At 33.9% G+C, this 21906-nt stretch carries 20 protein-coding genes; 18 read left to right on the forward strand and 2 right to left on the reverse strand.

Going from position 1 to position 21906, the window contains the following annotated elements; all coding sequences use genetic code 11:
* Window positions 1–143 precede the first annotated feature (143 nt).
* A complete protein-coding gene (locus B7R67_RS22075) occupies window positions 144–314 on the forward strand; it encodes a hypothetical protein (RefSeq protein WP_158095006.1) in 171 nt (56 codons plus the stop codon).
* A gap of 389 nt (window positions 315–703) precedes the next feature.
* Here the strand turns inward: B7R67_RS22075 and B7R67_RS08260 are convergent, their stop codons facing one another.
* Entirely contained in the window at window positions 704–2404 is a 1701-nt protein-coding gene (locus B7R67_RS08260) for an Rqc2 family fibronectin-binding protein (RefSeq protein WP_088069353.1), read from the reverse strand.
* A 442-nt stretch (window positions 2405–2846) separates the two neighbouring features.
* On the opposite strand from B7R67_RS08260, the gene B7R67_RS08265 reads away from it, so the two are divergent.
* The 16 genes from B7R67_RS08265 (at window position 2847) to spoVM (ending at window position 20882) form a co-directional block, all read left to right on the forward strand.
* Window positions 2847–5519 carry a cation-translocating P-type ATPase gene (locus tag B7R67_RS08265; protein WP_088069355.1) on the forward strand — a complete coding sequence of 891 codons (2673 nt, stop codon included), beginning with the start codon at window positions 2847–2849 and terminating at the stop codon, window positions 5517–5519.
* Window positions 5520–5666: 147 nt separating this feature from the next.
* Window positions 5667–6536: a YicC/YloC family endoribonuclease gene (locus B7R67_RS08270; RefSeq protein ID WP_088069357.1), complete on the forward strand. Its 870-nt coding sequence runs from the start codon at window positions 5667–5669 to the stop codon at window positions 6534–6536.
* Between the two features lie 151 nt (window positions 6537–6687).
* Complete coding sequence (gene gmk / locus B7R67_RS08275; RefSeq protein WP_088069359.1) at window positions 6688–7305, forward strand: guanylate kinase; 618 nt, start codon at window positions 6688–6690, stop codon at window positions 7303–7305.
* Between the two features lie 3 nt (window positions 7306–7308).
* Complete coding sequence (gene rpoZ / locus B7R67_RS08280; protein WP_088069361.1) at window positions 7309–7521, forward strand: DNA-directed RNA polymerase subunit omega; 213 nt, start codon at window positions 7309–7311, stop codon at window positions 7519–7521.
* A gap of 377 nt (window positions 7522–7898) precedes the next feature.
* Window positions 7899–9104 carry a bifunctional phosphopantothenoylcysteine decarboxylase/phosphopantothenate--cysteine ligase CoaBC gene (gene coaBC / locus B7R67_RS08285; protein WP_088069363.1) on the forward strand — a complete coding sequence of 402 codons (1206 nt, stop codon included), beginning with the start codon at window positions 7899–7901 and terminating at the stop codon, window positions 9102–9104.
* Complete coding sequence (gene priA / locus B7R67_RS08290; RefSeq protein WP_088069365.1) at window positions 9101–11500, forward strand: primosomal protein N'; 2400 nt, start codon at window positions 9101–9103, stop codon at window positions 11498–11500. The genes coaBC and priA overlap by 4 nt, the downstream gene beginning before the upstream one ends.
* Window positions 11501–11670: 170 nt before the next feature.
* Window positions 11671–12144, forward strand: a complete 474-nt coding sequence (gene def / locus B7R67_RS08295; RefSeq protein WP_088069367.1) for a peptide deformylase — start codon at window positions 11671–11673, stop codon at window positions 12142–12144.
* Window positions 12145–12152: 8 nt separating this feature from the next.
* Entirely contained in the window at window positions 12153–13097 is a 945-nt protein-coding gene (fmt, locus tag B7R67_RS08300) for a methionyl-tRNA formyltransferase (protein ID WP_088069369.1), read from the forward strand.
* 1 nt (window position 13098) lies between these two features.
* A complete protein-coding gene (gene rsmB, locus B7R67_RS08305) occupies window positions 13099–14445 on the forward strand; it encodes a 16S rRNA (cytosine(967)-C(5))-methyltransferase RsmB (protein WP_088069371.1) in 1347 nt (448 codons plus the stop codon).
* A 35-nt stretch (window positions 14446–14480) separates the two neighbouring features.
* Window positions 14481–15539 carry a 23S rRNA (adenine(2503)-C(2))-methyltransferase RlmN gene (gene rlmN / locus B7R67_RS08310; protein WP_407920385.1) on the forward strand — a complete coding sequence of 353 codons (1059 nt, stop codon included), beginning with the start codon at window positions 14481–14483 and terminating at the stop codon, window positions 15537–15539.
* Window positions 15540–15543: 4 nt separating this feature from the next.
* Window positions 15544–16296, forward strand: coding sequence for a Stp1/IreP family PP2C-type Ser/Thr phosphatase (locus tag B7R67_RS08315; protein WP_088069375.1), 753 nt, complete (start codon window positions 15544–15546; stop codon window positions 16294–16296).
* Window positions 16297–16304: 8 nt separating this feature from the next.
* Entirely contained in the window at window positions 16305–18281 is a 1977-nt protein-coding gene (gene pknB, locus B7R67_RS08320) for a Stk1 family PASTA domain-containing Ser/Thr kinase (RefSeq protein ID WP_088069540.1), read from the forward strand.
* 20 nt (window positions 18282–18301) lie between these two features.
* Window positions 18302–19183 carry a ribosome small subunit-dependent GTPase A gene (rsgA, locus tag B7R67_RS08325; protein ID WP_088069378.1) on the forward strand — a complete coding sequence of 294 codons (882 nt, stop codon included), beginning with the start codon at window positions 18302–18304 and terminating at the stop codon, window positions 19181–19183.
* Window positions 19184–19185: 2 nt separating this feature from the next.
* Window positions 19186–19830, forward strand: coding sequence for a ribulose-phosphate 3-epimerase (rpe, locus tag B7R67_RS08330; RefSeq protein WP_088069380.1), 645 nt, complete (start codon window positions 19186–19188; stop codon window positions 19828–19830).
* Between the two features lie 230 nt (window positions 19831–20060).
* Entirely contained in the window at window positions 20061–20702 is a 642-nt protein-coding gene (locus B7R67_RS08335; RefSeq protein ID WP_088069382.1) for a thiamine diphosphokinase, read from the forward strand.
* Window positions 20703–20798: 96 nt separating this feature from the next.
* Entirely contained in the window at window positions 20799–20882 is an 84-nt protein-coding gene (gene spoVM / locus B7R67_RS08340) for a stage V sporulation protein SpoVM (protein WP_088069384.1), read from the forward strand.
* 106 nt (window positions 20883–20988) lie between these two features.
* On the opposite strand, the gene rpmB is transcribed toward spoVM, so the two are convergent.
* Complete coding sequence (gene rpmB, locus B7R67_RS08345; protein ID WP_088069386.1) at window positions 20989–21177, reverse strand: 50S ribosomal protein L28; 189 nt, start codon at window positions 21175–21177, stop codon at window positions 20989–20991.
* Between the two features lie 346 nt (window positions 21178–21523).
* Here rpmB and B7R67_RS08350 point away from each other — a divergent pair, with 346 nt between their 5' ends.
* Complete coding sequence (locus B7R67_RS08350; RefSeq protein WP_088069388.1) at window positions 21524–21886, forward strand: Asp23/Gls24 family envelope stress response protein; 363 nt, start codon at window positions 21524–21526, stop codon at window positions 21884–21886.
* Window positions 21887–21906: the final 20 nt, after the last annotated feature.

The raw sequence follows: 21906 nt of genomic DNA on the forward strand, positions 1-21906 counted from the left end.
TGAGAATATCACAAGATATTCGAGATTTAGTAAAACAGGAAGATCCTCAGATGGAATCTTTAATTGAAGAAGGTATGAAGGAAAAAGCAAATGAATTTAGAAAAACAGGTGGAGAAATCTACCAATAAGGGTGTGAGCCTTTTATGAACAGGGTAGAAGAATTAAAAACAGAAATAAAACAATTAGAAATCATAATGAATCAGTTAAAAAAAGAGCTAAAAAACCTTCAAAAGAATTGTATTCACGATTTTAAAGCGAAAGATACGATACAAGAATGTAGTAAATGCAGCTTAATTGAAAGTTTATCTTGGTAAAATATAATTTCAGAAACAAGAAACTCGATAAGAGCCAATTAGGTGAACATTATTGATGAAAAAGTTATAACTTTTGATGATCTATTATCGAATATTAAAGTTAATATGTTTTGAGGAATATTTATAACTCCATCAAACTCAAATCATTTTATGAATACTTTTATTGAAGAATAAGTTGATTGGAACGAAAGGATGCTCGACTCCTATGGGAAATGCGGAAAGGCTGAGACCCCGCAGGCTTGCCGAGGAGGCTCAGGTTTCGCCCCATGGAAAGCGAGCATCCTGTAGTGGAAATGAACATCACTCAACTTCCTTTACGAAAATTTGAAAGTTATTTGACAAGATTATTTTTCAAAAGCTTAAAGGTGCCTATTTCAGGCACCTTTTTTTTATTTTTTTAATTTTAAAACAAGCTCTTCGTCAGGTGTTACATAGACTGTATTATTTTGTTCGTATATGACAAAACCAGGTTTTGAACCATTTGGTTTTTTTACATGACGAATTTCGGTGTAATCGACAGGGACTGAACTAGATTGTCGGGCTTTACTAAAATATGCTGCGATAATTGCTGCTTCTTTAATTGCCGTTTCACTTGGATCTTTCCCTCGGATGACGACATGGGAACCTGGAATATCTTTCGTATGGAACCAAAGCTCGTCTCTACTAGCAAGTTTATTCGTTAAATAATCATTTTGTTTGTTGTTCTTACCTACTAGTAAAAGTTCACCTGTCGATGAGATATATTCATCCAATGTTACTTTTTGTTTGCTTGTTTTTTGAGCTTTCTTCAATTTTTTCTTTTTAACATAGCCCGTTTCAGCTAATTCTTCACGAATTTCTTCTAAATCACGTGGTGAAGCAGATTCAATTTGCTGGATAACGGTTTCTAAATATTCATTCTCTTCAATCGTTAACTTTATTTGTTCTTCTATATGTGCTACTGAATTTTTAAGCTTCGTATACTTAGTAAAATAGGCTTGAGCATTTTCAGAAGGTGTTTTTAATGGAGATAAAGGAATGACCATTGTGCCTCCATTTTCATCATAATAATTAACTACTTCAATTTCCTTCATCCCTTTTTTAAGAGCGAACATATTTGCTGTAATTAATTCACCTTGTAATTGAATGTAATCTGCTTTATCAGTATCCTCTAAACTTTTACGTAGCTTTTTAATTTTTTTCTTATTTTTTGATAATTCATTTTGTAACAGCTTTTCTAAATCACCGCTTTGTTGCTTTACTCGATCTCTTTCAGCTTTTCCGAAGTAATAAACATCTAATAGTTCACTTAAGCTAGGGAAGATCGTTTGTTCAGCATTCAGATGAGATAAGTTTATGAAATAAAATAATTCTTTTGATTCCAAACGGAATAGGGAAGGAGATAGGTTACCTAATTGAATATCCTTCATAATCATGTTAAATGTATCAAAAAACTGTTCTTTTCCTTTAAAGACAATTTCATTTGCTAATAAAGGAGATATTCCTGAGAACTGTTGAACAATTGCTTGTGATGCAGACTCCTCACTATGATGAATAATCTGATAAAACTCCTCTTCGGAAATCGTTTGAAAAGGGTCTAACTTTTCTTGTTTTGGAGGAGAAATATATGTAGCACCTGGTTGGACAATTCGATGACGGTTAACTGCCATTGGAACATGTTTTATGCTATCTAAAATCATTTGTCGATCTTCATCGATTAAAATGATATTACTATGTCTACCCATTAACTCGATGACTAAAGTTCGATACTGTTCATCACCAATTTCATTTCTACTACGAACTTTAATGTTAACGATTCGCTCATGATCTAACTGTGTAATACTTTCAATGATCCCACCATTTAAATGCTTTCTTAAAAGCATAGTAAACATAGATGGTTCTGAAGGAGTATCGTAGTTTTGATTTGTAAAATGGAATCTAGCGTAGCTAGGATGAGCACTTAATATTAGTTTGTAATTTGCCCCGTTTGCTCTTACGGTAAGAAGTACTTCATAGTTACTTGGTTGTACAATTTTTGAAATTCTTCCAGTTGTTAGTTTTGAAGCTACTTCATTTGTCATAGCTCCTGTAAATAGTCCATCAAAAGACATATGTATCACGTCCTACTCTTAAAACACTAATTTTATTTTTAAAACTTTTTATTTAATCTCACCTAATAGTAATAAAGGAAGAATGTTGATTTCCACTACAGGTGCTCGCTTTCCATGGGCCGTGAACTTTAGCCTCCTCGTCGCATTCGCTCCTGTGGGTCTCAGTCTTCCCGCATTTCCCATAGGAGTCGAGCACCTTTCGTTCCAATCAACTACTCGAATACTATTCAATATTGTAATTCAAATTAAAGTTCAACTAAATGATGAGATTTTTTGCAGGACCTAAAACAACTTAAAAGTATAGATAGGTATCTTCCTGCCTTTTACTACTCTTAACATTTATTTTCATCATTATATCATTTATTTGGACGAGTCTGAATATGCTTTTATGAGAGGTAAGGGGGACAACTTACCTAATGTATAATTAGGGGTGAACGCGATAATGAATTTTTATCGGATGAGAGCGGAAGAAGTCATAAATGTTACGAATACGAATGTTTCCTCCGGTTTAACTGATGAGGAGGCAAGGAGAAGGCGCGCAACGTTTGGATCAAATGAGTTAAAGGAATCGGAGAAAACTTCCAAACTTGTATTATTTTTAAACCAGTTTAATGATTTTATGGTTTTTGTATTACTAGGAGCTACAATTATTTCAATCTTTTTAAAAGAAGTAGTAGATGCAGTTGCGATTATGGCCATTGTTTTAATTAATGGGATATTAGGATATTTTCAAGAGGCGAAAGCTGAACGGTCTTTGGAAGCATTAAAAGAACTTGCTGCTCCTCAAGTAAATGTTTTACGGAATGGACAGTTCGTTAAGCTCCCATCAAAAGAGTTAGTAGTAGGAGATATTATAAAGTTTTCTAGCGGTGATCGGATTGGTGCTGATATTCGCATAATCGAAGCATCAAGTTTATACATAGAAGAATCAGCACTTACCGGTGAATCGGTTCCAGTTCAAAAAAGGTTTGAATCAATCCAATTAGATGATATTGGAATAGGCGACCAAGATAATATGGGCTTTATGGGTACACTCGTCACTCGTGGTAATGGTAAAGGTGTAGTTGTTTCTACAGGGATGAAAACTGCAATGGGACAAATTGCAAATCTTCTTCAAAATACAGATGCGATCGTTACACCATTACAAAGAAGATTAGAACAATTAGGTAAAATCTTAATTATTGTTGCATTGTTTTTAACAGCTTTAGTAGTATTTATTGGCGTTTACCAAGGAAATGAATTATATCATATGTTTTTAGCAGGGGTATCTTTAGCTGTAGCTGCGATTCCAGAAGGTCTTCCAGCAATTGTTACAGTCGCATTATCCCTTGGTGTACAACGAATGATAAAAAAGAAAGCAATTGTTCGAAAGCTACAAGCTGTTGAAACATTAGGGTGTGCTTCTGTCATTTGTTCAGATAAAACGGGAACGATGACTGAAAACAAAATGACAGTTACAAATATTTGGTCAGGTGGTACTAGTTATGAAGTTTCTGGGAACGGTTATGCCATTGATGGTGTGATTACAAATAGTGAACGAACAATTAATCCGACTTTAAACAAACAATTATTTCAAACTCTAGTATTTGGTTCGATTTGTAGTGACGCGCAATTAATTCAAAAGAAAAAAGAAATGTTTTTAGATGGTGATCCAACTGAAGGTGCAATTGTAGTTGCTGGATATAAAGCGGGTGTAGATCGAGAATATATAAAAGGTAATTTCACAAGGATTCATGAAATACCTTTCGATAGTACACGCAAAATGATGACTGTCGTTGTAAAAAATAAATCAGGTGAACAATTTGTCATTACGAAAGGTGCGCCAGATGTATTACTTTCTAGATGCAAATCAATTTTATGGCACGAAAGAGAAGAGCAATTAAATACGTTTAGACAAAATGCAGTTGAAAATATCATTGAATCCTATGCAAATAATGCATTACGTACAATTGCAATTGCTTTTAAGCCAATTTCGGCTAATTCTGTACTAGATGATCGTGAGCTTGAAAATGATTTAACGTTTATCGGTTTACAAGGTATGATTGATCCTCCAAGACCAGAAGTTGCGCAAGCTGTACAGGAGTGTAAAGAAGCTGGAATTAAAACAATTATGATCACTGGTGACCATAAATTAACAGCGTCTAGTATCGCTAGAAAGCTAGGGATATTAAGAGAGAATGGTAAAGTAGTTGAAGGGAAAGAACTAGATTCTCTAACGGTGGAGCAAATTCGAGAGTTTGTAGAAGATACGGCAGTTTTTGCTCGGGTTACACCCGAACATAAATTGAAAATAGTCAAAGCATTACAATCGAACGGTCATATCGTTGCTATGACTGGTGATGGTGTAAACGATGCACCAGCAATTAAAGCTGCGGATATAGGAATTTCCATGGGGATTACAGGGACAGATGTAGCAAAAGAAGCTTCATCTTTAGTATTACTTGATGATAATTTTGCGACGATTAAATCTGCTATCAAAGAAGGGCGCAATATTTATAGTAATATTCGTAAATTTATTCGTTATTTATTAGCTTCAAACGTAGGCGAAATTTTAGTTATGTTGTTTGCAATGTTATTAGCTTTACCATTGCCACTTGTACCAGTTCAAATTTTATGGGTAAATTTAGTCACTGATGGATTACCTGCAATGGCACTAGGAATTGATTCAGCTGAAGATGATGTGATGAAGAGAAGTCCTCGATCGTTATCAGAAGGTATTTTCGCAAGAGGATTAGGATGGAAAATTATTTCTAGAGGATTTTTAATTGGTTTTGTCACTCTATTAGCTTTCATTATTTCCTATAACCAGCATCCAGAACAGTTAGAATATGCACAAACTGTAGCTTTTTCAACTTTAGTATTAGCACAGTTAATCCATGTATTCGACTGTAGAAGTGAACGCTCCATTTTCCATCGAAATATATTTGGAAATTTATATTTAATTGGTGCTGTAATTATCTCGATGCTTTTAATGTTAGTCGTTATTTATTACCCACCATTACAACCAATTTTTAAAACAATTCCAATTGTACCTAGAGATTGGTTCTTAATCGGAGGTCTTTCTTCCATTCCAACATTTATGCTAGCTGGAGCGTTATTTACAAAGAAAAAATAATTTACGAACAAAATGGATTACCAATTTAAAATATGTTATAATTCCTTAAGGTAGTAGAGGTACGCTCTATTACCTTTTCTCTTTTACATATTGAATGAAATGTAGTAATGATATTAGAGAGAAAATTAGTGTATTGGAAGTGGAACAATGGTTGTAAGTATGACAGGGTATGGTAAAGCCATTTTGTCAAATGAACAGTACAAAATACATATTGAAATGAAAGCAGTAAATCATCGATACTTAGAGACAATCGTTCGAATGCCTAGACAATTATTAGCTTATGAGGATGCGATTAAGAAAATCGTATGTGAATATACTAGTCGCGGACGAGTTGAAGTTTTTGTTACAATTGAAGGTTTGTTACAACGTACATTACAAATAGATGAAGGCTTAATTCAACAATATAAAAAAGCAATTGAAAATCTGTCAGGTGAAGTACAAAATCAATCGATTTATAATCCAATTGATTTATTAAAGCTACCTGAAGTAACTACTGTAAGTGAAGTAGAACAGATTAATGATAATTTCGAGGAATTATTATTAGCAACTACCGAAAATGCATGTAAGCAATTTTTTAATGTTAAATGCAAAGAAGGTGGACAACTTAAAAAAGATTTACTAGAAAGATTAGCAGCGATTGAAGAATGTAAAATACAAATTGCTGATCATTCACCTCTAGTTGTGAAATCTTATCGAGAGAAACTTCAAACCAAATTAGAAGAAATTGAATTAACAACGATTGATGAGCAAAGATTATTAACTGAAATTATGATTTTTGCGGATAGATGTGACATTTCAGAAGAATTAGTTCGACTAACTAGTCATTTAGAAATGTTTAATGAAACTTTACAGTTAAATGAATCAATTGGTCGAAAATTAGATTTCATTGTTCAAGAAATGAATCGTGAGGTAAATACGATTGGTTCTAAAGCAAATTCGTTAGATATTTCAAAACAAGTGGTTGAAATTAAAAATAATCTTGAAAAAATTAGAGAGCAAGTCCAAAATATTGAATAATATAAAAGATTTGTTTATTGAGGCTAATGTCCGGTAACAATGTGATTTAGAAGAATAATTAATTTGATTAATTGACTCTAGCACAAAAATGATACAATAGATTGATCTTTAACAATTTAAACTGTTTATGATTAGAAGGGTAGGGTCATGTATGAGGCATGAAAGAGGCTTATTAATCGTACTGTCTGGACCATCAGGTGTAGGTAAAGGTACAGTGCGTAAAGCTATTTTTGAAAATAAAGATTTAGATTTACAATATAGTATTTCGATGACAACAAGAAATCCTCGTGAAGGCGAAGTAAATGGCGTTGACTATTTCTTTACTTCAAAAGAAGATTTTAAGAATAAAATTGAAGAAAATAAATTTCTTGAGTGGGCAGAATTCGTAGGGAATTACTACGGAACACCAATCGATTATGTTGAAAAAACATTAAGCGAGGGAAAAGATATTTTTCTTGAAATTGAAGTTCAAGGTGCTCTACAAGTTAAAAAGGCTTTCCCAGAAGGAATTTTTATCTTCTTAGCCCCACCTAGTATGAGTGAACTACAAAATCGAATTGTAACAAGAGGTACTGAAACAGAAGAAATCATTATGAATCGTATGAATGCAGCGAAAGAAGAAATTGAAATGATGGATGCATACGATTATGTAGTGGAAAATGACAAAGTTGAATTAGCTTGTGATCGTATTAAAGCAATTATTTTAAGTGAACATTTAAAACGTGAACGAGTTGCAAATTATTATAAAAGAATGATGGAGGCAGAATAAACTATGTTATATCCTTCGATTGACCGTTTATTAACAAAATTAGATTCAAAATACACACTAGTAACAGTTGCATCAAAACGTGCTCGAGAAATGCAAGTAACTAAAGATACCCGTGTTGAAAAACCTGTGTCTGATAAATTTGTAGGAAAAGCATTAGAAGAAATAAACGCTGGACTACTATCTTATAGAAAACTTGAAGAAATTAAAGAAGACTAATATTTAACTGTGTGAAGAGGCTGTCCCAAAACATTTGCTTTTTTTCCATATGACTGTAAGGACAACATGGTGTTTAACACCTCCTTAAAGTTTAGTGGTAATTAAGTAAAATGGGGACAGTCTTATTTTTACGTTATCGTATAAATTTGGCAAAGAGGAAGATTTATTGAAGTAGATGCCAAATCAAGAAATGAAAGTATTAGTGCAAATACGTCTCTGTCTTCGCCAATCAGGCTCGCCAGTTGGCGAGTTTTCTTTAAATGAGCCAATAACATTTATTTCAAAGCCAATTGTGGTATCTTAGAAATAGTACATCCAAAAGACCTATTTTTTGACAATTAACATAGATAGAATAAGATTTGAAAGGGTGAAGGTGAATGGAACAAAAAAAGATTCTCCTATGTGTTACTGGTGGAATTGCAGTTTATAAGGCAGCGGCACTTACAAGTAAACTAGTTCAAGCTGGATATAACGTAAAAGTAATGATGAGTCCTTCTGCAACTAAATTTGTGACACCTTTAACGTTTCAAGCTTTATCAAGAAATGATGTTTATATAGATACTTTTGATGAAAAAGATAGTTCGAAAATTGCACATATTGATTTAGGGGATTGGCCGGATTTAATTATCGTTGCTCCTGCAACTGCAAATGCAATCGGTAAGCTTGCAAATGGTTTAGGCGATGAAATGATTCAGGCAACATTACTTGCAGCAACGAAACCAGTTTGGATTGCACCTGCAATGAATGTAAACATGTATAACCATCCAATCGTACAAAAAAATATGAATACGTTAAAAGAAATTGGCCACAGATTTATTGAGCCAAATGAAGGATATTTAGCGTGCGGATATGTTGGAAAAGGTAGATTAGCTGAGCCAGAAGAGATTGTTAATGATGTGACTGAATACTTTCAAAGAGAAACAAATCTCTTAAATGGTAAAAAAATCGTTATTTCTGCTGGACCTACTGTTGAAAAAATTGATCCAGTACGTTTTGTTTCGAATCATTCAACAGGAAAAATGGGTTATAGTTTAGCAGAAGTTGCTGTTTCATTAGGTGCAGAAGTAATTTTAGTATCTGGACCAACGAATTTAACTCCACCTCAAGGATGTAAACTAATACGAACTGAGTCTGCTGAAGAAATGTTTGATGCAATCTGGGCGAATTATGATGATGCAGATGTAGTCATTAAAACAGCAGCGGTTGCAGATTATACGCCATCCATAACGTATGATCAAAAAGTAAAAAAATCAGATGGCGATCTGTCAATTTCTTTTAAACGTACTAGAGATATACTTTTGACTCTAGGACAACATAAAACTCATCAAATTCTTGTCGGGTTTGCAGCAGAAACTGACCAAATTGATGAGTATGCAAAAAGTAAATTAGTAAAGAAAAATGCTGATATGATTGTTGCCAACGATGTAACAAAAGCCGGAGCAGGGTTTGGCTCTGATACAAATATCGTGACAATTTATCAACGAAATGGTGAAGTAAAGTCTCTTCCAATCATGTCAAAAAAAGATGTAGCAAAAGAAATACTTCTTGAAGTACATCGCTTACTTAAAGAGGAAGAAAGATGACATACGCTTCCGTTATCGTTGATGTTTCAGTAAGACAAACCGATCGGCCATTTGATTATAAAATCCCAGCGAGTTGGCAGGATGCAATCCAACCAGGTATGCGTGTATTGGTCCCATTCGGTCCGAGAAAAGTTCAAGGATTCGTATTGTCAATTAAAGAAACTACTAATTTAGAGAAGGTAAGGGAAATCGAAGAAGTGCTTGATGTCATGCCAGTATTAACTGAAGAGCTTCTTCTTTTAGGGTCTTATCTTTCTGATAAAACACTTTGTTTTCTAATTTCTGCTTATCAAGCAATGCTTCCAACAGCGATAAAAGCTGTATATAAAAAACATGTTCAGATTACATCTGATGAAGCATATGAAAAGCTAGTTCCAGAATTAGCGAATCTATTCGCAATTGTTAAGAGAAGAGAATGGACAGAAGTAGAAAGTCTTGTTAGTAAAATTTCTTTAGTTCAGCGTGCAATTAAAGAAGGCTTACTTGAAATTGATTATGAAGTGAAAAATAAAGCGAATAAAAAAACTGAACGCGTCGTCTCACTTTTAAAAGTATTAGACGAAGAATTAACGAATATTTCTTCACCTCAACAAAAAGACATTATTGAGTATTTGCGAATGAATGGTCAAACGAGTGTGAAAGAGTTAAAAGAATGTCTTCGAATCACGGATTCTCCGATAAAGACATTGGAAAAAAATGAAGTAATCAGTATCGCTACGGTCGAAGTTTATCGTGATCCATATGAGGGAAGGGAGATTGAAAAATCTAAGCCATTACCTTTATTGGAAGAACAGCATGCTGCTTATGAGCAGATTGTTTCCTCATTTAAAGAAAGAAAAAATAATGTACATCTTTTACATGGGGTAACAGGTAGTGGGAAAACAGAAGTGTATTTGCAAACAATTCAAGAGGTGCTTATAGAAGGTAAGGAAGCAATTGTATTAGTACCAGAAATTTCACTTACCCCACAAATTGTAGGTCGCTTTAAAAGTAGATTTGGTAATGATGTTGCAGTTTTACATAGTGGACTATCAATTGGTGAGAAATATGATGAGTGGAGAAAAATACAAAGAAAAGAAGTAAAAGTAGTAGTAGGAGCTCGTTCAGCTATTTTTGCGCCATTTGAAAACATTGGTATTATCATAATTGATGAAGAACATGAAACAACTTATAAACAAGATGAACATCCAAGATATCATGCACGAGATATTGCCATTTGGAGAGGGAATTATCATCAATGTCCGGTTGTGTTAGGAAGTGCAACACCAACTCTTGAATCGTTTGCTAGAGCTGGAAAAGGTGTATATGAGTTAAATACGATGTCAAAAAGAGTGAATCAAGGACCTTTACCTGAAGTAGAAGTTGTTGACATGAGAGAGCAATTAAGAATTGGAAATCGTACAATGTTTTCTACAGCATTAAATGAAAAAATAATTGATCGATTAGAAAAAAAAGAACAAATCATCCTATTTTTAAACCGTCGAGGCTATTCTTCATTTGTAATGTGTAGAGATTGTGGGTACACAATCCAATGTCCCCATTGCGAAGTTTCTTTAACATATCATAAACATAACCATCATTTGAAATGTCATTATTGCGGATATGAAACCTATATGCCAAAACAATGTCCATCATGCGAAAGCGAACATATTCGTTTTTTCGGGACTGGAACACAAAAAGTAGAAGAAGCCATTACAAAAGCTTATCCTGAGGCTCGCGTAATTCGGATGGATAATGATACAACAAGTCGAAAAGGCGCTCACGAAAAGATGCTTAAGCAGTTTGGAAATGGTGAAGCAGATATTTTACTAGGTACTCAAATGATCGCAAAGGGACTAGATTTTCCGAATGTAACGTTAGTTGGTGTACTAGCAGCGGATAGTTCACTTCATTTACCAGACTTCAGAGCAAGCGAACGTACTTTTAGTTTACTAACACAAGTAAGCGGAAGAGCGGGACGTCACGAAAAACCAGGTGAAGTGGTTATACAAACATATTCTCCCGAGCATTATAGTATTGAACTAGCTAAATCTCAAAACTATGTAGCGTTTTATGAGGAAGAAATGAAAATTAGAAGATCATTTCGATACCCTCCATTTTATTACTTAGTTTTAATCTCAGTAGCGCATGTAGATTTACTAAAAACTGTTAAAGTAAGTGAACAAATTTCAAGCTATTTAAGAGAACATTTATCAGAAAGCTCAATTGTACTTGGACCAGTAGCATCACCAATCGCAAAAATAAAAGACCATTTTCGCTATCAATGTGTGATAAAATACAAATCTGAACCTGTACTATATGACGTACTAAACAGAATTCAACAATACTACCAAGACGAAACAGACAAAGGGAAACTACAACTAACAATTGACTTTCAACCTACTATGTTTATGTGATCACGAAATGTGGAGCAAGTTTGTTCAGCTCTGAAGGGAATATCTCCAGTCAGGAATATTACGGAAGAGCTAACTTGCGGAACTAGACACCATAATAAACATGCTTAAGGAATAAATAGACAAGCATACACTACAAAAAATATTTAACAATCAAGATAGGAGTTGTGAATTTGGCTTTATTAAAAATCATCGAACATCCAAATGAAGTACTTGAGACACCTTGTGAAAAAGTGACGACATTTGATAAAAACTTAGTAAAACTTTTAAATAATATGTACGAGACGATGTTAGCTGCCGATGGTGTAGGTTTAGCGGCACCACAAGTAGGTATTTTACAACAAGTTGCAGTAATCGACGTTGAGGATGAAAACGGAAGAATTGATTTAATTAATCCTATTGTAATGGAAACAAAAGGTGAACAGACTGATGTTGAGGGCTGTTTAAGTTTTCCAAACTTATATGGTGATGTTACTAGACCTAATTATGTGAAAATTAAAGCTCAAAATAAACGTGGAAAATATTTTATGATTGAAGCTCGAGGGTTTTTAGCTCGTGCTCTTTTACATGAAATTGACCATTTAAATGGAATTTTATTCACTTCTAAAGTCTCAAAATACTATGAAGAAAGTGAATTAGAAGGGTAGGCAATAGCATGACTAGAATCGTTTTTATGGGGACACCTGATTTTTCAGTGCCCGTTTTAAGAAGATTAATTGAAGATGGATACGATGTAGTAGGTATTGTAACTCAGCCTGATCGACCAGTTGGACGAAAAAGAGTTTTAACACCACCTCCAGTTAAAGTAGAGGCATTAAAACACGATATTCCAGTTTTCCAGCCTGAGAAGATAAGACTTAAGGAAGAAACAGAAAAAGTATTAGCAATGAATCCAGATTTAATCGTTACAGCTGCTTTTGGTCAAATTCTTCCTAAAGAAATATTAGAAGCACCAAAGTTTGGTTGTATCAATGTGCATGCGTCATTATTACCTGAATTAAGAGGTGGGGCACCAATTCACTATTCTATTATTCAAGGTAAGAGTGAAACTGGTGTAACAATTATGTATATGGTCGAAAAATTAGATGCTGGCGATATGTTATCAAGGGTTGTAGTACCAATTGAGGAAAAAGATCACGTTGGTACACTTCATGATAAATTAAGTATTGCAGGTGCACAATTACTTTCAGAAACGATTCCACCGTTATTAAAAGGCGAAATAACTGCCAAAAAGCAAGATGAAAGCAAAGTGAGTTTTGCGAGAAATATTAAGCGTGAGGAAGAGCAAATCGATTGGTCAAAAAACGGTGAAGAGATTTATAATCACGTAAGAGGTTTACACCCATGGCCAGTAGCTTATACTACATTAAACGGAGAAGTTTTAAAAGTTTGGTGGAGTGAGAAAATAGAGTCAAATGAAAAAACTAATCCAGGTGAAATAATTGAAGTATTAAATGATGGCATACTCGTTTCGACGGGTAATCAAACTGCTATTAAAATAACAGATTTACAACCCGCAGGTAAAAAACGTATGGATGCTAAGCAATATATTAATGGAGCAGGTTCTTTTATTAAACGTGGGATGAAGTTAGGAGAATAAGATGAGTAAAAATGTACGAGAGATTGCCTTGGAGGCCCTTCTTTCAGTTTATAAAAATCAATCGTATAGTAATTTGTTAGTAAATAACTATATTCAAAAGTACGATTTATCTTCTTCTGATTCTGGACTATTAACAGAAATAATATATGGTACGATCCAAAGAGATCAGTTATTAGATTTTTATTTACAACCATATATAAAAAATCAAAAGAAATTAGAAGAATGGGTTTATATTTTAATTAAGCTTTCATTATATCAATTACACTTTTTAGATCGAGTACCTCCACATGCAGTTTTAAATGAAGCGGTAGAGATTGCTAAGAAGCGAGGGCATAAAGGGATTGCTTCTTTAGTGAATGGGGTCTTAAGAAACATTCAAAGAAATGGGTTAAGATCAATCGATGAAATAAAGGATCCGATTGATAAACTTTCGATTGAAACGAATCACCCACACTGGCTTATAGAACAATGGGTAAAAGAATTCGGAGAGGAAGAAACGAGAAAAATATGTGAAGAAAATATTCTTCCTCCGTTCCAAACTGCAAGAGTAAATACAATGAAGGCAACTAGAGATGAAGTTCTTAAAATGTTAGAAGATGAAGGCGTACATGCCGAAAAAGGGAAATTGTCACCTTATGCAATTGAAATCCAAAAGGGAAATGTTGCTTATTCAAATGCATTTAAAGAAGGATATCTTTCTATTCAAGATGAGAGCTCAATGTTAGTAGGTCAAGCGCTTGGTGTTGAAAATGGTGATAATGTTTTAGATACTTGTGCAGCACCTGGTGGAAAATCAACTCATATCGCCGAGTTATTGGGCGGTACTGGCTCAGTTACTTCATTAGATTTACATAAACATAAGGTAAAGCTAATAAAAGAACAAGCTAATCGATTAGGTTTAGAGAATATAGAAACAATAGCTCTTGATGCTAGGAAAGCACCTGAAGAGTTTGAAGGAAGATTATTTGATCGCGTATTAGTTGATGCTCCATGTTCTGGTTTAGGTGTAATTCGTCGTAAACCGGATATTTTATTAAAAAAGAATGCGACTGATGTTACTAATTTACAGAGAGTACAGAAGTCAATTCTAGAAGAAGCATCTAAGCTAGTTAAACCTGGTGGAACGCTAGTATATAGTACTTGTACGATTGGTCATGAAGAAAATATAGATGTAGTTGAATCATTTTTAGATGATCATCACGACTATGAATTAGATCATTCATTAGTTGAGCATTTACCGGAAACATTAAATGAAAATAAATCGGTTCAAAAAGGGTATATACAACTTCTACCACATTATTTTGGAACGGATGGATTTTTTATTGCAAGATTAAGGAAGAAGGTGTAACGTTGAAATTAGAAAATACTACAAATTCAGTCAAAATAGACAAAGTTCAAAAACCATCAATTTACTCGTTAAAAGTGAGTGATTTAGAAGACTGGTTAAAGGCTCAAAAGCAGCAGGCTTTCCGTGCAAAGCAAATTTATAATTGGCTTTATATACAACGAGTTGCAAGTTTTGAGGAAATGCAAAATATTCCAAAAGATTTACGAACTTTACTTGAAGAGAATTTTACAATTACTACATTAAAAACATTAGTAAAACAAACCTCTTCAGACGGTACAATGAAATTTTTATTTGAATTATATGACGGATATTCAATTGAAACTGTTTTAATGAGACATAATTATGGCAATTCTGTATGTGTAACAACACAAGTAGGTTGTCGTATAGGATGTACATTTTGTGCCTCGACTCTTGGCGGTTTAAAACGAAATCTGGAAGCTGGTGAAATTGTTGCACAAGTATTAGAAGTGCAACGTGCAATCGATGAAGTTGAAGAGAGAGTTAGCTCTATCGTTGTAATGGGTATAGGTGAGCCGTTTGATAATTATAATGGTTTAATGGATTTCTTAAGAATTGTGAATAGTGATAAAGGACTTAACATCGGTGCAAGACATATCACTGTATCAACAAGCGGGATCATTCCAAAAATCTATAACTTTGCAGATGAAGGACTTCAAATTAATTTTGCAATTTCATTACATGCTCCAAACAGTGAGTTGCGTTCTAAACTGATGCCAATTAATAGAGCATATAAATTACCGGATTTAATGGACGCTGTTCATTATTATGTTGAAAAAACAGGTAGACGTGTAACGTTCGAATATGGCTTATTCGGTGGTGAAAATGACCAAGTTGAGCATGCACAGGAACTTTCTAAGCTCCTTAAAGGTGTAAAATGTCATGTGAATTTAATTCCAGTAAACTATGTACCTGAAAGAAATTACGTAAGAACTCCTAAGGAACAAATCTTTGCATTTGAAAAAGTACTAAAGGACAATGGAATCAATGTTACAATTCGTCGTGAGCAAGGTCATGATATAGATGCAGCTTGTGGACAGTTGCGTGCAAAGGAGCGTAAAGAGGAGACGAGGTGAAAAAATGCAGACTTTTTTTCAAACTGATACGGGGAAAGTTCGTGGGCATAATGAAGATAGCGTAGGCATTTTTACGAATGATTCAGGGATCGTATTAGCTGTAGTTGCTGACGGAATGGGTGGTCACTTAGCGGGTGAGGTTGCCAGTATGATGGCCATCAATTTCCTCGAAGCGGAATGGAAAAATACTAGTAATTTTGAAACACCAATAGAAGCAGAATCTTGGCTAAAAAATATTGTATTTCAATTAAATACAAACTTATTAGTTCACTCAGAACAAAATGAAGAATGCAAAGGGATGGGTACAACACTTGAAGCGATTATCTGTACCCCTTTGTTCTTTACTGTGGCACATGTAGGAGATAGTCGAAGTTATTTGAAGAACAGTGAAGGGTTTAAACAAATAACAGATGATCATACTTTAGTTGCTGAACTTGTAAAATTTGGACAAATTTCAAGGGAGGATGCAGAACTTCATCCTCGTAAAAATGTAATAACAAGAGCTCTTGGTACTGAGGAAACTGTTAATGTTGACATTAAAACATTGACATGGGAAGAAGATGATTTACTAATCCTATGTTCAGATGGTTTATCCAATAAAATTTCAAATGAACAATTAGATGAAAAATTTAATGAGAATCTACCATTAGAAATAATCGGAAACCAGTTAATTCAGTTAGCGAATGAACTTGGTGGAGAAGATAACATCACGCTTGCCATTATTAAGTACGAATCTAGAGATAATGAGAAGGGGTGATGATGAACGTGATGATTGGTAGACGCCTAAACGACCGATATAAAATTTTAAAATTAATTGGTACTGGCGGTATGGCGAACGTTTATTTAGCCCGTGATATGATACTAGATCGAGATGTAGCAGTAAAAATGCTGAAAGCTGATTTTTCCAGCGACCCAGACTTTTTAAGAAGATTTCAACGTGAGGCATATTCAGTTACTTCGTTATCTCATCCTAATATTGTAAGTTCATACGATGTAGGAGAAGAAGACAGTTTACAATATATTGTAATGGAATATGTGGAAGGTGAAACTTTAAAGGAATATATTCAACATCATACTCCTATAAAGCCAAGAGACGTTATAAGGATAATGGAACAGTTAGCGTCTGCTATTGCACATGCTCATCATTTTCAAATTGTTCATAGAGATATAAAACCGCAAAATATTCTAATCAATAAAGATGGAAATGTGAAAGTAACTGATTTTGGAATCGCAACAGCTTCAACAGCAGCAACAATTACCCAAACAAATTCAGTCCTTGGTTCTGTACACTACCTTTCTCCTGAACAAGCAAGAGGTGGTGTAGCAAATAAGAAGTCTGATATTTATTCTTTAGGAATTGTTATGTTTGAACTTTTAACTGGAAAATTACCTTTTTCGGGTGAAAGTGCGGTTGCAATTGCATTAAAACATTTACAAAGCGAAGTTCCACCGCCAACAAGATTTAATCCAGAAATACCGCAAAGTGTTGAGAATATCGTTTTAAAAGCAACTGCAAAAGATATTTTTTATCGATATGATTCTGCAGACGAAATGAAGCTAGATTTACAAACTGCACTAGATAGTGATCGTATAAATGAAAAACCATTCGTTATTCCAGCAAATGATGACGAAACTAAAGTGATTCCGATCATTAAGGATATCCCTATGTCCGCAAATGATGATACAGTTGTCATGCCAATAAAAAAATCAACAAAAGAGAACGAGACTACTAAAAAAGAGTCTGATAAAAAAGAACCAGATAAATTAAAACGTAAAAAGAAAAATAAATTTGCAAAATTTATTATTGGAACTTTTATTGCACTACTAATAGGTGGTTTATTGGCAATAACCTTAATTCCTGCATTATTCTTACCAGAAGATGTAGAAATACCTGATGTTAAAAATATGACATATGAAAGTGCGGTTACATTATTAGCATCAAAAGGGTTAAAAATAAGTGATCCGAAAGAAATTTTTGATGATGAAATTGATGAAGGGAAAGTAGTAAAAACTTCACCGAATATCGGAGAAACTGTCAAAGAAAACTCTTCAATCACAATTTATAAATCAAAAGGTAAAAAAAGCAATGAAATGGAAAATCTTAAAGGATTTCAATATAATTCACTAAAGACCCGTTTAGAGGATGATTATCGTTCAGTCACAACTCATTATATTGAAAGTGATGAATCTGAAGGAGAAATTATCGATCAATCTCCTAATGTTGGTGCAGAAGTTGTTCCATCTGAAACGGATTTAGATATATGGATTAGTAAAGGTTCATCGAGTGTTATTCTTCGAGATTTAACTGGTATGTCCAGAAAAGATGTTGATAATTATGCAAATGATAATAATTTGAAGCTTAACATTAAAAAGACGGAATCAGATACTGTTCCTGAAAATCATGTCATTTCACAATCTCCAGCTGCTAACAGCCAAGTTAAAGAAGGAGAAACCATTAATGTAGTTATTTCTTCAGGGAAACCAAAAGAAAAAACGAAAAAAGTAACTATTAATGTACAAGTACCTTATACACCTACTAATCCTGATTCACCTCAGTTAATTGAGGTTTTTATTAAGGATAAAAATAATAATGGTGAAAAAGCTGCAATATCAAAACAGATCAAAGAAACTAATACAATTAATATAGAAGTAACAATTGATCCTGGAGAAACTGCTTCCTATAAAATTGTGAAAGATGGTACAGTTATTGCAGAAAGAAATGTACCTTATCCATCGACTTAAAGACCTGTAGGAGTGAGTATATGCCAGAAGGCAAAATCGTAAAAGCGTTAAGTGGGTTCTATTATGTTGAAACAGATGAGACAGTTGTTGCTTGTCGAGGAAGAGGGAATTTTCGAAATAAGAAAATTACACCTTTAGTTGGAGACGAAGTAGAATACCATGTTGAAAAAAGCGGAGAAGGTTATCTACTTGAAATCAAAGAAAGAAAAAATGAACTTGTTCGACCACCTATTGCAAATGTTGATCAAGCAATTTTAGTTTTTTCTGCAGTAGAACCAGATTTTTCTCCAATCTTATTAGATCGATTTCTCGTTTTAATTGAGTTTAATGAAATTAAACCATTAATTGTCATTACAAAAATCGATTTATGTACAGAAACTCAATTACAAATAATATATGATTATGTTTCTTATTATCGCCAAATTGGATATGAAGTATGTTTAACTTCTTCAAAAACTGAAGAAGGTTTAGAAAAAGTACTTCCTCATTTACCGAATAAAATTTCAGTATTTGCAGGTCAATCTGGTGTCGGCAAGTCTACCTTGCTAAATGCAATTAATCCTGAATTAGATTTAAAAACAGGCATAATTTCAACGCATTTAGGACGAGGAAAACATACAACTAGACATGTCGAATTAATTAAAATTGGTCAAGGGTTAGTTGCTGACACGCCAGGTTTTAGTTCCTTAGAATTTATTGGAATTGATGCTGAGGATTTATCCTATTGCTTTGTTGAAATGAGAGAGAAAAGTCAAGAATGTAAGTTTAGAGGATGTACACACTTAAAAGAACCTAAATGTGCAGTAAAAGCTGCTGTTGAAAGTGGAGAAATTGCTCCAAAACGATATGATCATTATGTATCATTCATTGAAGAAATAAGAGACAGAAAGCCGAGGTATTAGTCATGGTTAAAATTGCACCATCGATCTTATCAGCTAATTTTGCTAAACTTGGAGAAGAAATCTTAGATGTAGAACGTGGAGGGGCAGATTATATTCACGTAGATGTAATGGATGGTCACTTTGTACCAAATATTACAATTGGTCCACTAATTGTTGAAGCAATCAGACCTGTGACAAAACTGCCACTAGATGTTCATTTAATGATTGAAAAACCTGATCAATATATTGAGCAATTTGTTAAAGCAGGGGCAGATATTATTACTGTCCATGTTGAAGCTTGTACTCATTTACATCGTACAATCCAAAATATTAAATCATTTGGTATTAAAGCAGGAGTTGTTTTAAATCCAGCTACTCCTGTATCAACGATTGAACACATTATTGATGATATTGATATGGTTCTGTTAATGACTGTAAATCCTGGTTTTGGTGGCCAGAAATTTATTCATTCAGTTGTGCCAAAAATCAAGCAAGTTGCTAATATGATTAAAGAACGTAATTTAACAGTTGAAATCGAAGTAGATGGTGGTGTGGATGAACACACTGCAAAACTTTGTATTGAAGCAGGTGCTACCGTTTTAGTAGCTGGTTCAGCTGTTTATAATAAAGAAAACAGAAAAGAAGCTATAGCTAGAATTAGAGGATAATGCTATCATTTTGATTTGCATTCAGTGTGTAGACATAGTCTAATTTATCTGATTTTCAGACTGATTGAAAACGTTTGTCTTTCGAGGCGCAAAGCCTGGCGAGGAGCGGAGTTACCCTTAAACGGTAATGAGCACCACAGGTGGGCGAAGCAACGAAGAAAGCGAGCGTTTGGCGGGCAGTCTGAATGCAATCATTTTGATTGCATTTTTTTTTAAAGGTGGAATGTAAGTTGGATATACATATAGTTGGTGCAGGACCTAAAACGAATACAATTTCAACGTTATCAGATGATAACAAAAATTGCATGTTGATTGGTGTGGATAATGGAGCTTATTATTTAATTGAAGAAGAGTTAATTCCAGAGGCTATTTTTGGAGATTTTGATTCATTAAGTAATGAGAATTTAGCAAAAATAAAAGCGCTCGTTCCACATGTATTTATCTATCCTCCAGAAAAAGATGAAACAGATCTAGAATTAGCTCTTCAATGGGCTATTTCACAAAAACCAAAGAATATCTTCATACATTGCGTGACTGGAAGACGTTTAGACCATGAGTTTGGCAGTATTGCTCTTTTAATCAAGTTTAAGGACTCGGGCATTCCGATTAAGATTGTGGATGAATTTAACGAAATGTATGTAATGAACTCAGGAACTCATTTAATAAGTAAAGTGGCTCATTTTAAATACATTTCATTTTTTTCTTTAGGCAATCTAATCGAGAATTTAACGCTAATCGGGTTTAAATACCCACTGACTAACCATCTATTAGAAATTGGTTCTTCTCTTTGTGTGAGCAATGAACTAGCGCAGGATGAGGGGTCTATTTCATTTAGCAGTGGCATAGCATTAGTAGTAAGGAGCAAAGATTAACAACTTCATGTCATAGTTTTCACTCATCGCAAGTAGAATGTAATAGGATTAATCTTTTCCTTAAAATATGCTAGAAAAGCTTGTAGGAGGGAAAGCATGAGATTTTATACGATTAAATTACCCAAATTTCTTGGCGGACTCGTTCGCGCTATGTTGAGTACTTTTAGGAAAGAAGGTTAGGCAAGGGGTTCTGTTTTAAAATCGTAAAAGAATTAAATGCAGGTAGGTATCATAATAAAAGTAAAAAAGCATAGCTGTAAGCTATGCTTTTTAGTACGTTAATAAATTAAACGCGCTCAATTTTACCTGATTTTAATGCTCTCGCTGATACGTAAACACGCTTTGGTTTACCGTTTACTAAAATACGAACTTTTTGAAGGTTAGCACCCCAAGTACGTTTTGAAGCATTCATAGCGTGAGAGCGAGTGTTACCAGAACGAGTTTTTCTTCCTGTAATTACACAAACACGAGCCATCTATTTCCCTCCTCACAAAACACGGAATAACATTTCAATGATTATTTTCATTAAGAAACACTACTATAATTTATCATACCGTCCTCCGTAATGCAACAGTTATTGGTAAGTTGTTCAAGAAAAAAACCTTGACATTGAATTGTATGATATACTAAATATTATAGAGGGACCTTCGACTTATTTATGTGTAATTCAAAAAATTGTATTTTCTATAATTAACCATGAATATTTTAAAATTGTCTATAATAAAACTGAGTCAATAGAATTATTTTGGAAAAAGGTATACAATATTAAGTAAGTAGTATAACTAACTATACTTGGATTATCCAATAAGGGGGACCAAAAAATGTCATTAGAAATGAAAACTCAATATGGAACAATCGAGATTGGTACAGATGTAATTGCTACAATTGCTGGTGGAGCTGCCATAGATTGCTACGGTATTGTTGGAATGGCTTCTAAGAAACAAATTAAGGATGGTCTTACTGAAATCCTAAAAAAAGAAAACTTCACAAAAGGTGTTATTGTTCGCCAAATTGGTGAAGACGTAAATATCGATATGTACATAATTGTAAGCTATGGTACAAAGATTTCTGAGGTTGCTAATAACGTACAAAATAAAGTGAAGTACACGCTTGATCAAACATTAGGGTTATCAGTTGATTCTGTAAACATCTTTGTTCAAGGTGTAAAAGTTGCAAACCTGTAAGACGCATTAAGGAGGAGAAT

Origin of the sequence: Gottfriedia luciferensis (assembly GCF_002156865.1) — a bacterium.
Lineage (GTDB): Bacteria > Bacillota > Bacilli > Bacillales > Bacillaceae_G > Gottfriedia > Gottfriedia luciferensis.

What these genes read in the sequence shown, in the direction of transcription:
- B7R67_RS22075 (WP_158095006.1), top strand. Translation starts at nt 144, where the DNA reads ATGAACAGGGTAGAAGAATTAAAAACAGAAATAAAACAATTAGAAATC.
- B7R67_RS08260 (WP_088069353.1), bottom strand. Translation starts at nt 2,404, where the DNA reads ATGTCTTTTGATGGACTATTTACAGGAGCTATGACAAATGAAGTAGCT.
- B7R67_RS08265 (WP_088069355.1), top strand. Translation starts at nt 2,847, where the DNA reads ATGAATTTTTATCGGATGAGAGCGGAAGAAGTCATAAATGTTACGAAT.
- B7R67_RS08270 (WP_088069357.1), top strand. Translation starts at nt 5,667, where the DNA reads ATGGTTGTAAGTATGACAGGGTATGGTAAAGCCATTTTGTCAAATGAA.
- gmk (WP_088069359.1), top strand. Translation starts at nt 6,688, where the DNA reads ATGAGGCATGAAAGAGGCTTATTAATCGTACTGTCTGGACCATCAGGT.
- rpoZ (WP_088069361.1), top strand. Translation starts at nt 7,309, where the DNA reads ATGTTATATCCTTCGATTGACCGTTTATTAACAAAATTAGATTCAAAA.
- coaBC (WP_088069363.1), top strand. Translation starts at nt 7,899, where the DNA reads ATGGAACAAAAAAAGATTCTCCTATGTGTTACTGGTGGAATTGCAGTT.
- priA (WP_088069365.1), top strand. Translation starts at nt 9,101, where the DNA reads ATGACATACGCTTCCGTTATCGTTGATGTTTCAGTAAGACAAACCGAT.
- fmt (WP_088069369.1), top strand. Translation starts at nt 12,153, where the DNA reads ATGACTAGAATCGTTTTTATGGGGACACCTGATTTTTCAGTGCCCGTT.
- rsmB (WP_088069371.1), top strand. Translation starts at nt 13,099, where the DNA reads ATGAGTAAAAATGTACGAGAGATTGCCTTGGAGGCCCTTCTTTCAGTT.
- B7R67_RS08315 (WP_088069375.1), top strand. Translation starts at nt 15,544, where the DNA reads ATGCAGACTTTTTTTCAAACTGATACGGGGAAAGTTCGTGGGCATAAT.
- rsgA (WP_088069378.1), top strand. Translation starts at nt 18,302, where the DNA reads ATGCCAGAAGGCAAAATCGTAAAAGCGTTAAGTGGGTTCTATTATGTT.
- rpe (WP_088069380.1), top strand. Translation starts at nt 19,186, where the DNA reads ATGGTTAAAATTGCACCATCGATCTTATCAGCTAATTTTGCTAAACTT.
- spoVM (WP_088069384.1), top strand. Translation starts at nt 20,799, where the DNA reads ATGAGATTTTATACGATTAAATTACCCAAATTTCTTGGCGGACTCGTT.
- rpmB (WP_088069386.1), bottom strand. Translation starts at nt 21,177, where the DNA reads ATGGCTCGTGTTTGTGTAATTACAGGAAGAAAAACTCGTTCTGGTAAC.
- B7R67_RS08350 (WP_088069388.1), top strand. Translation starts at nt 21,524, where the DNA reads ATGTCATTAGAAATGAAAACTCAATATGGAACAATCGAGATTGGTACA.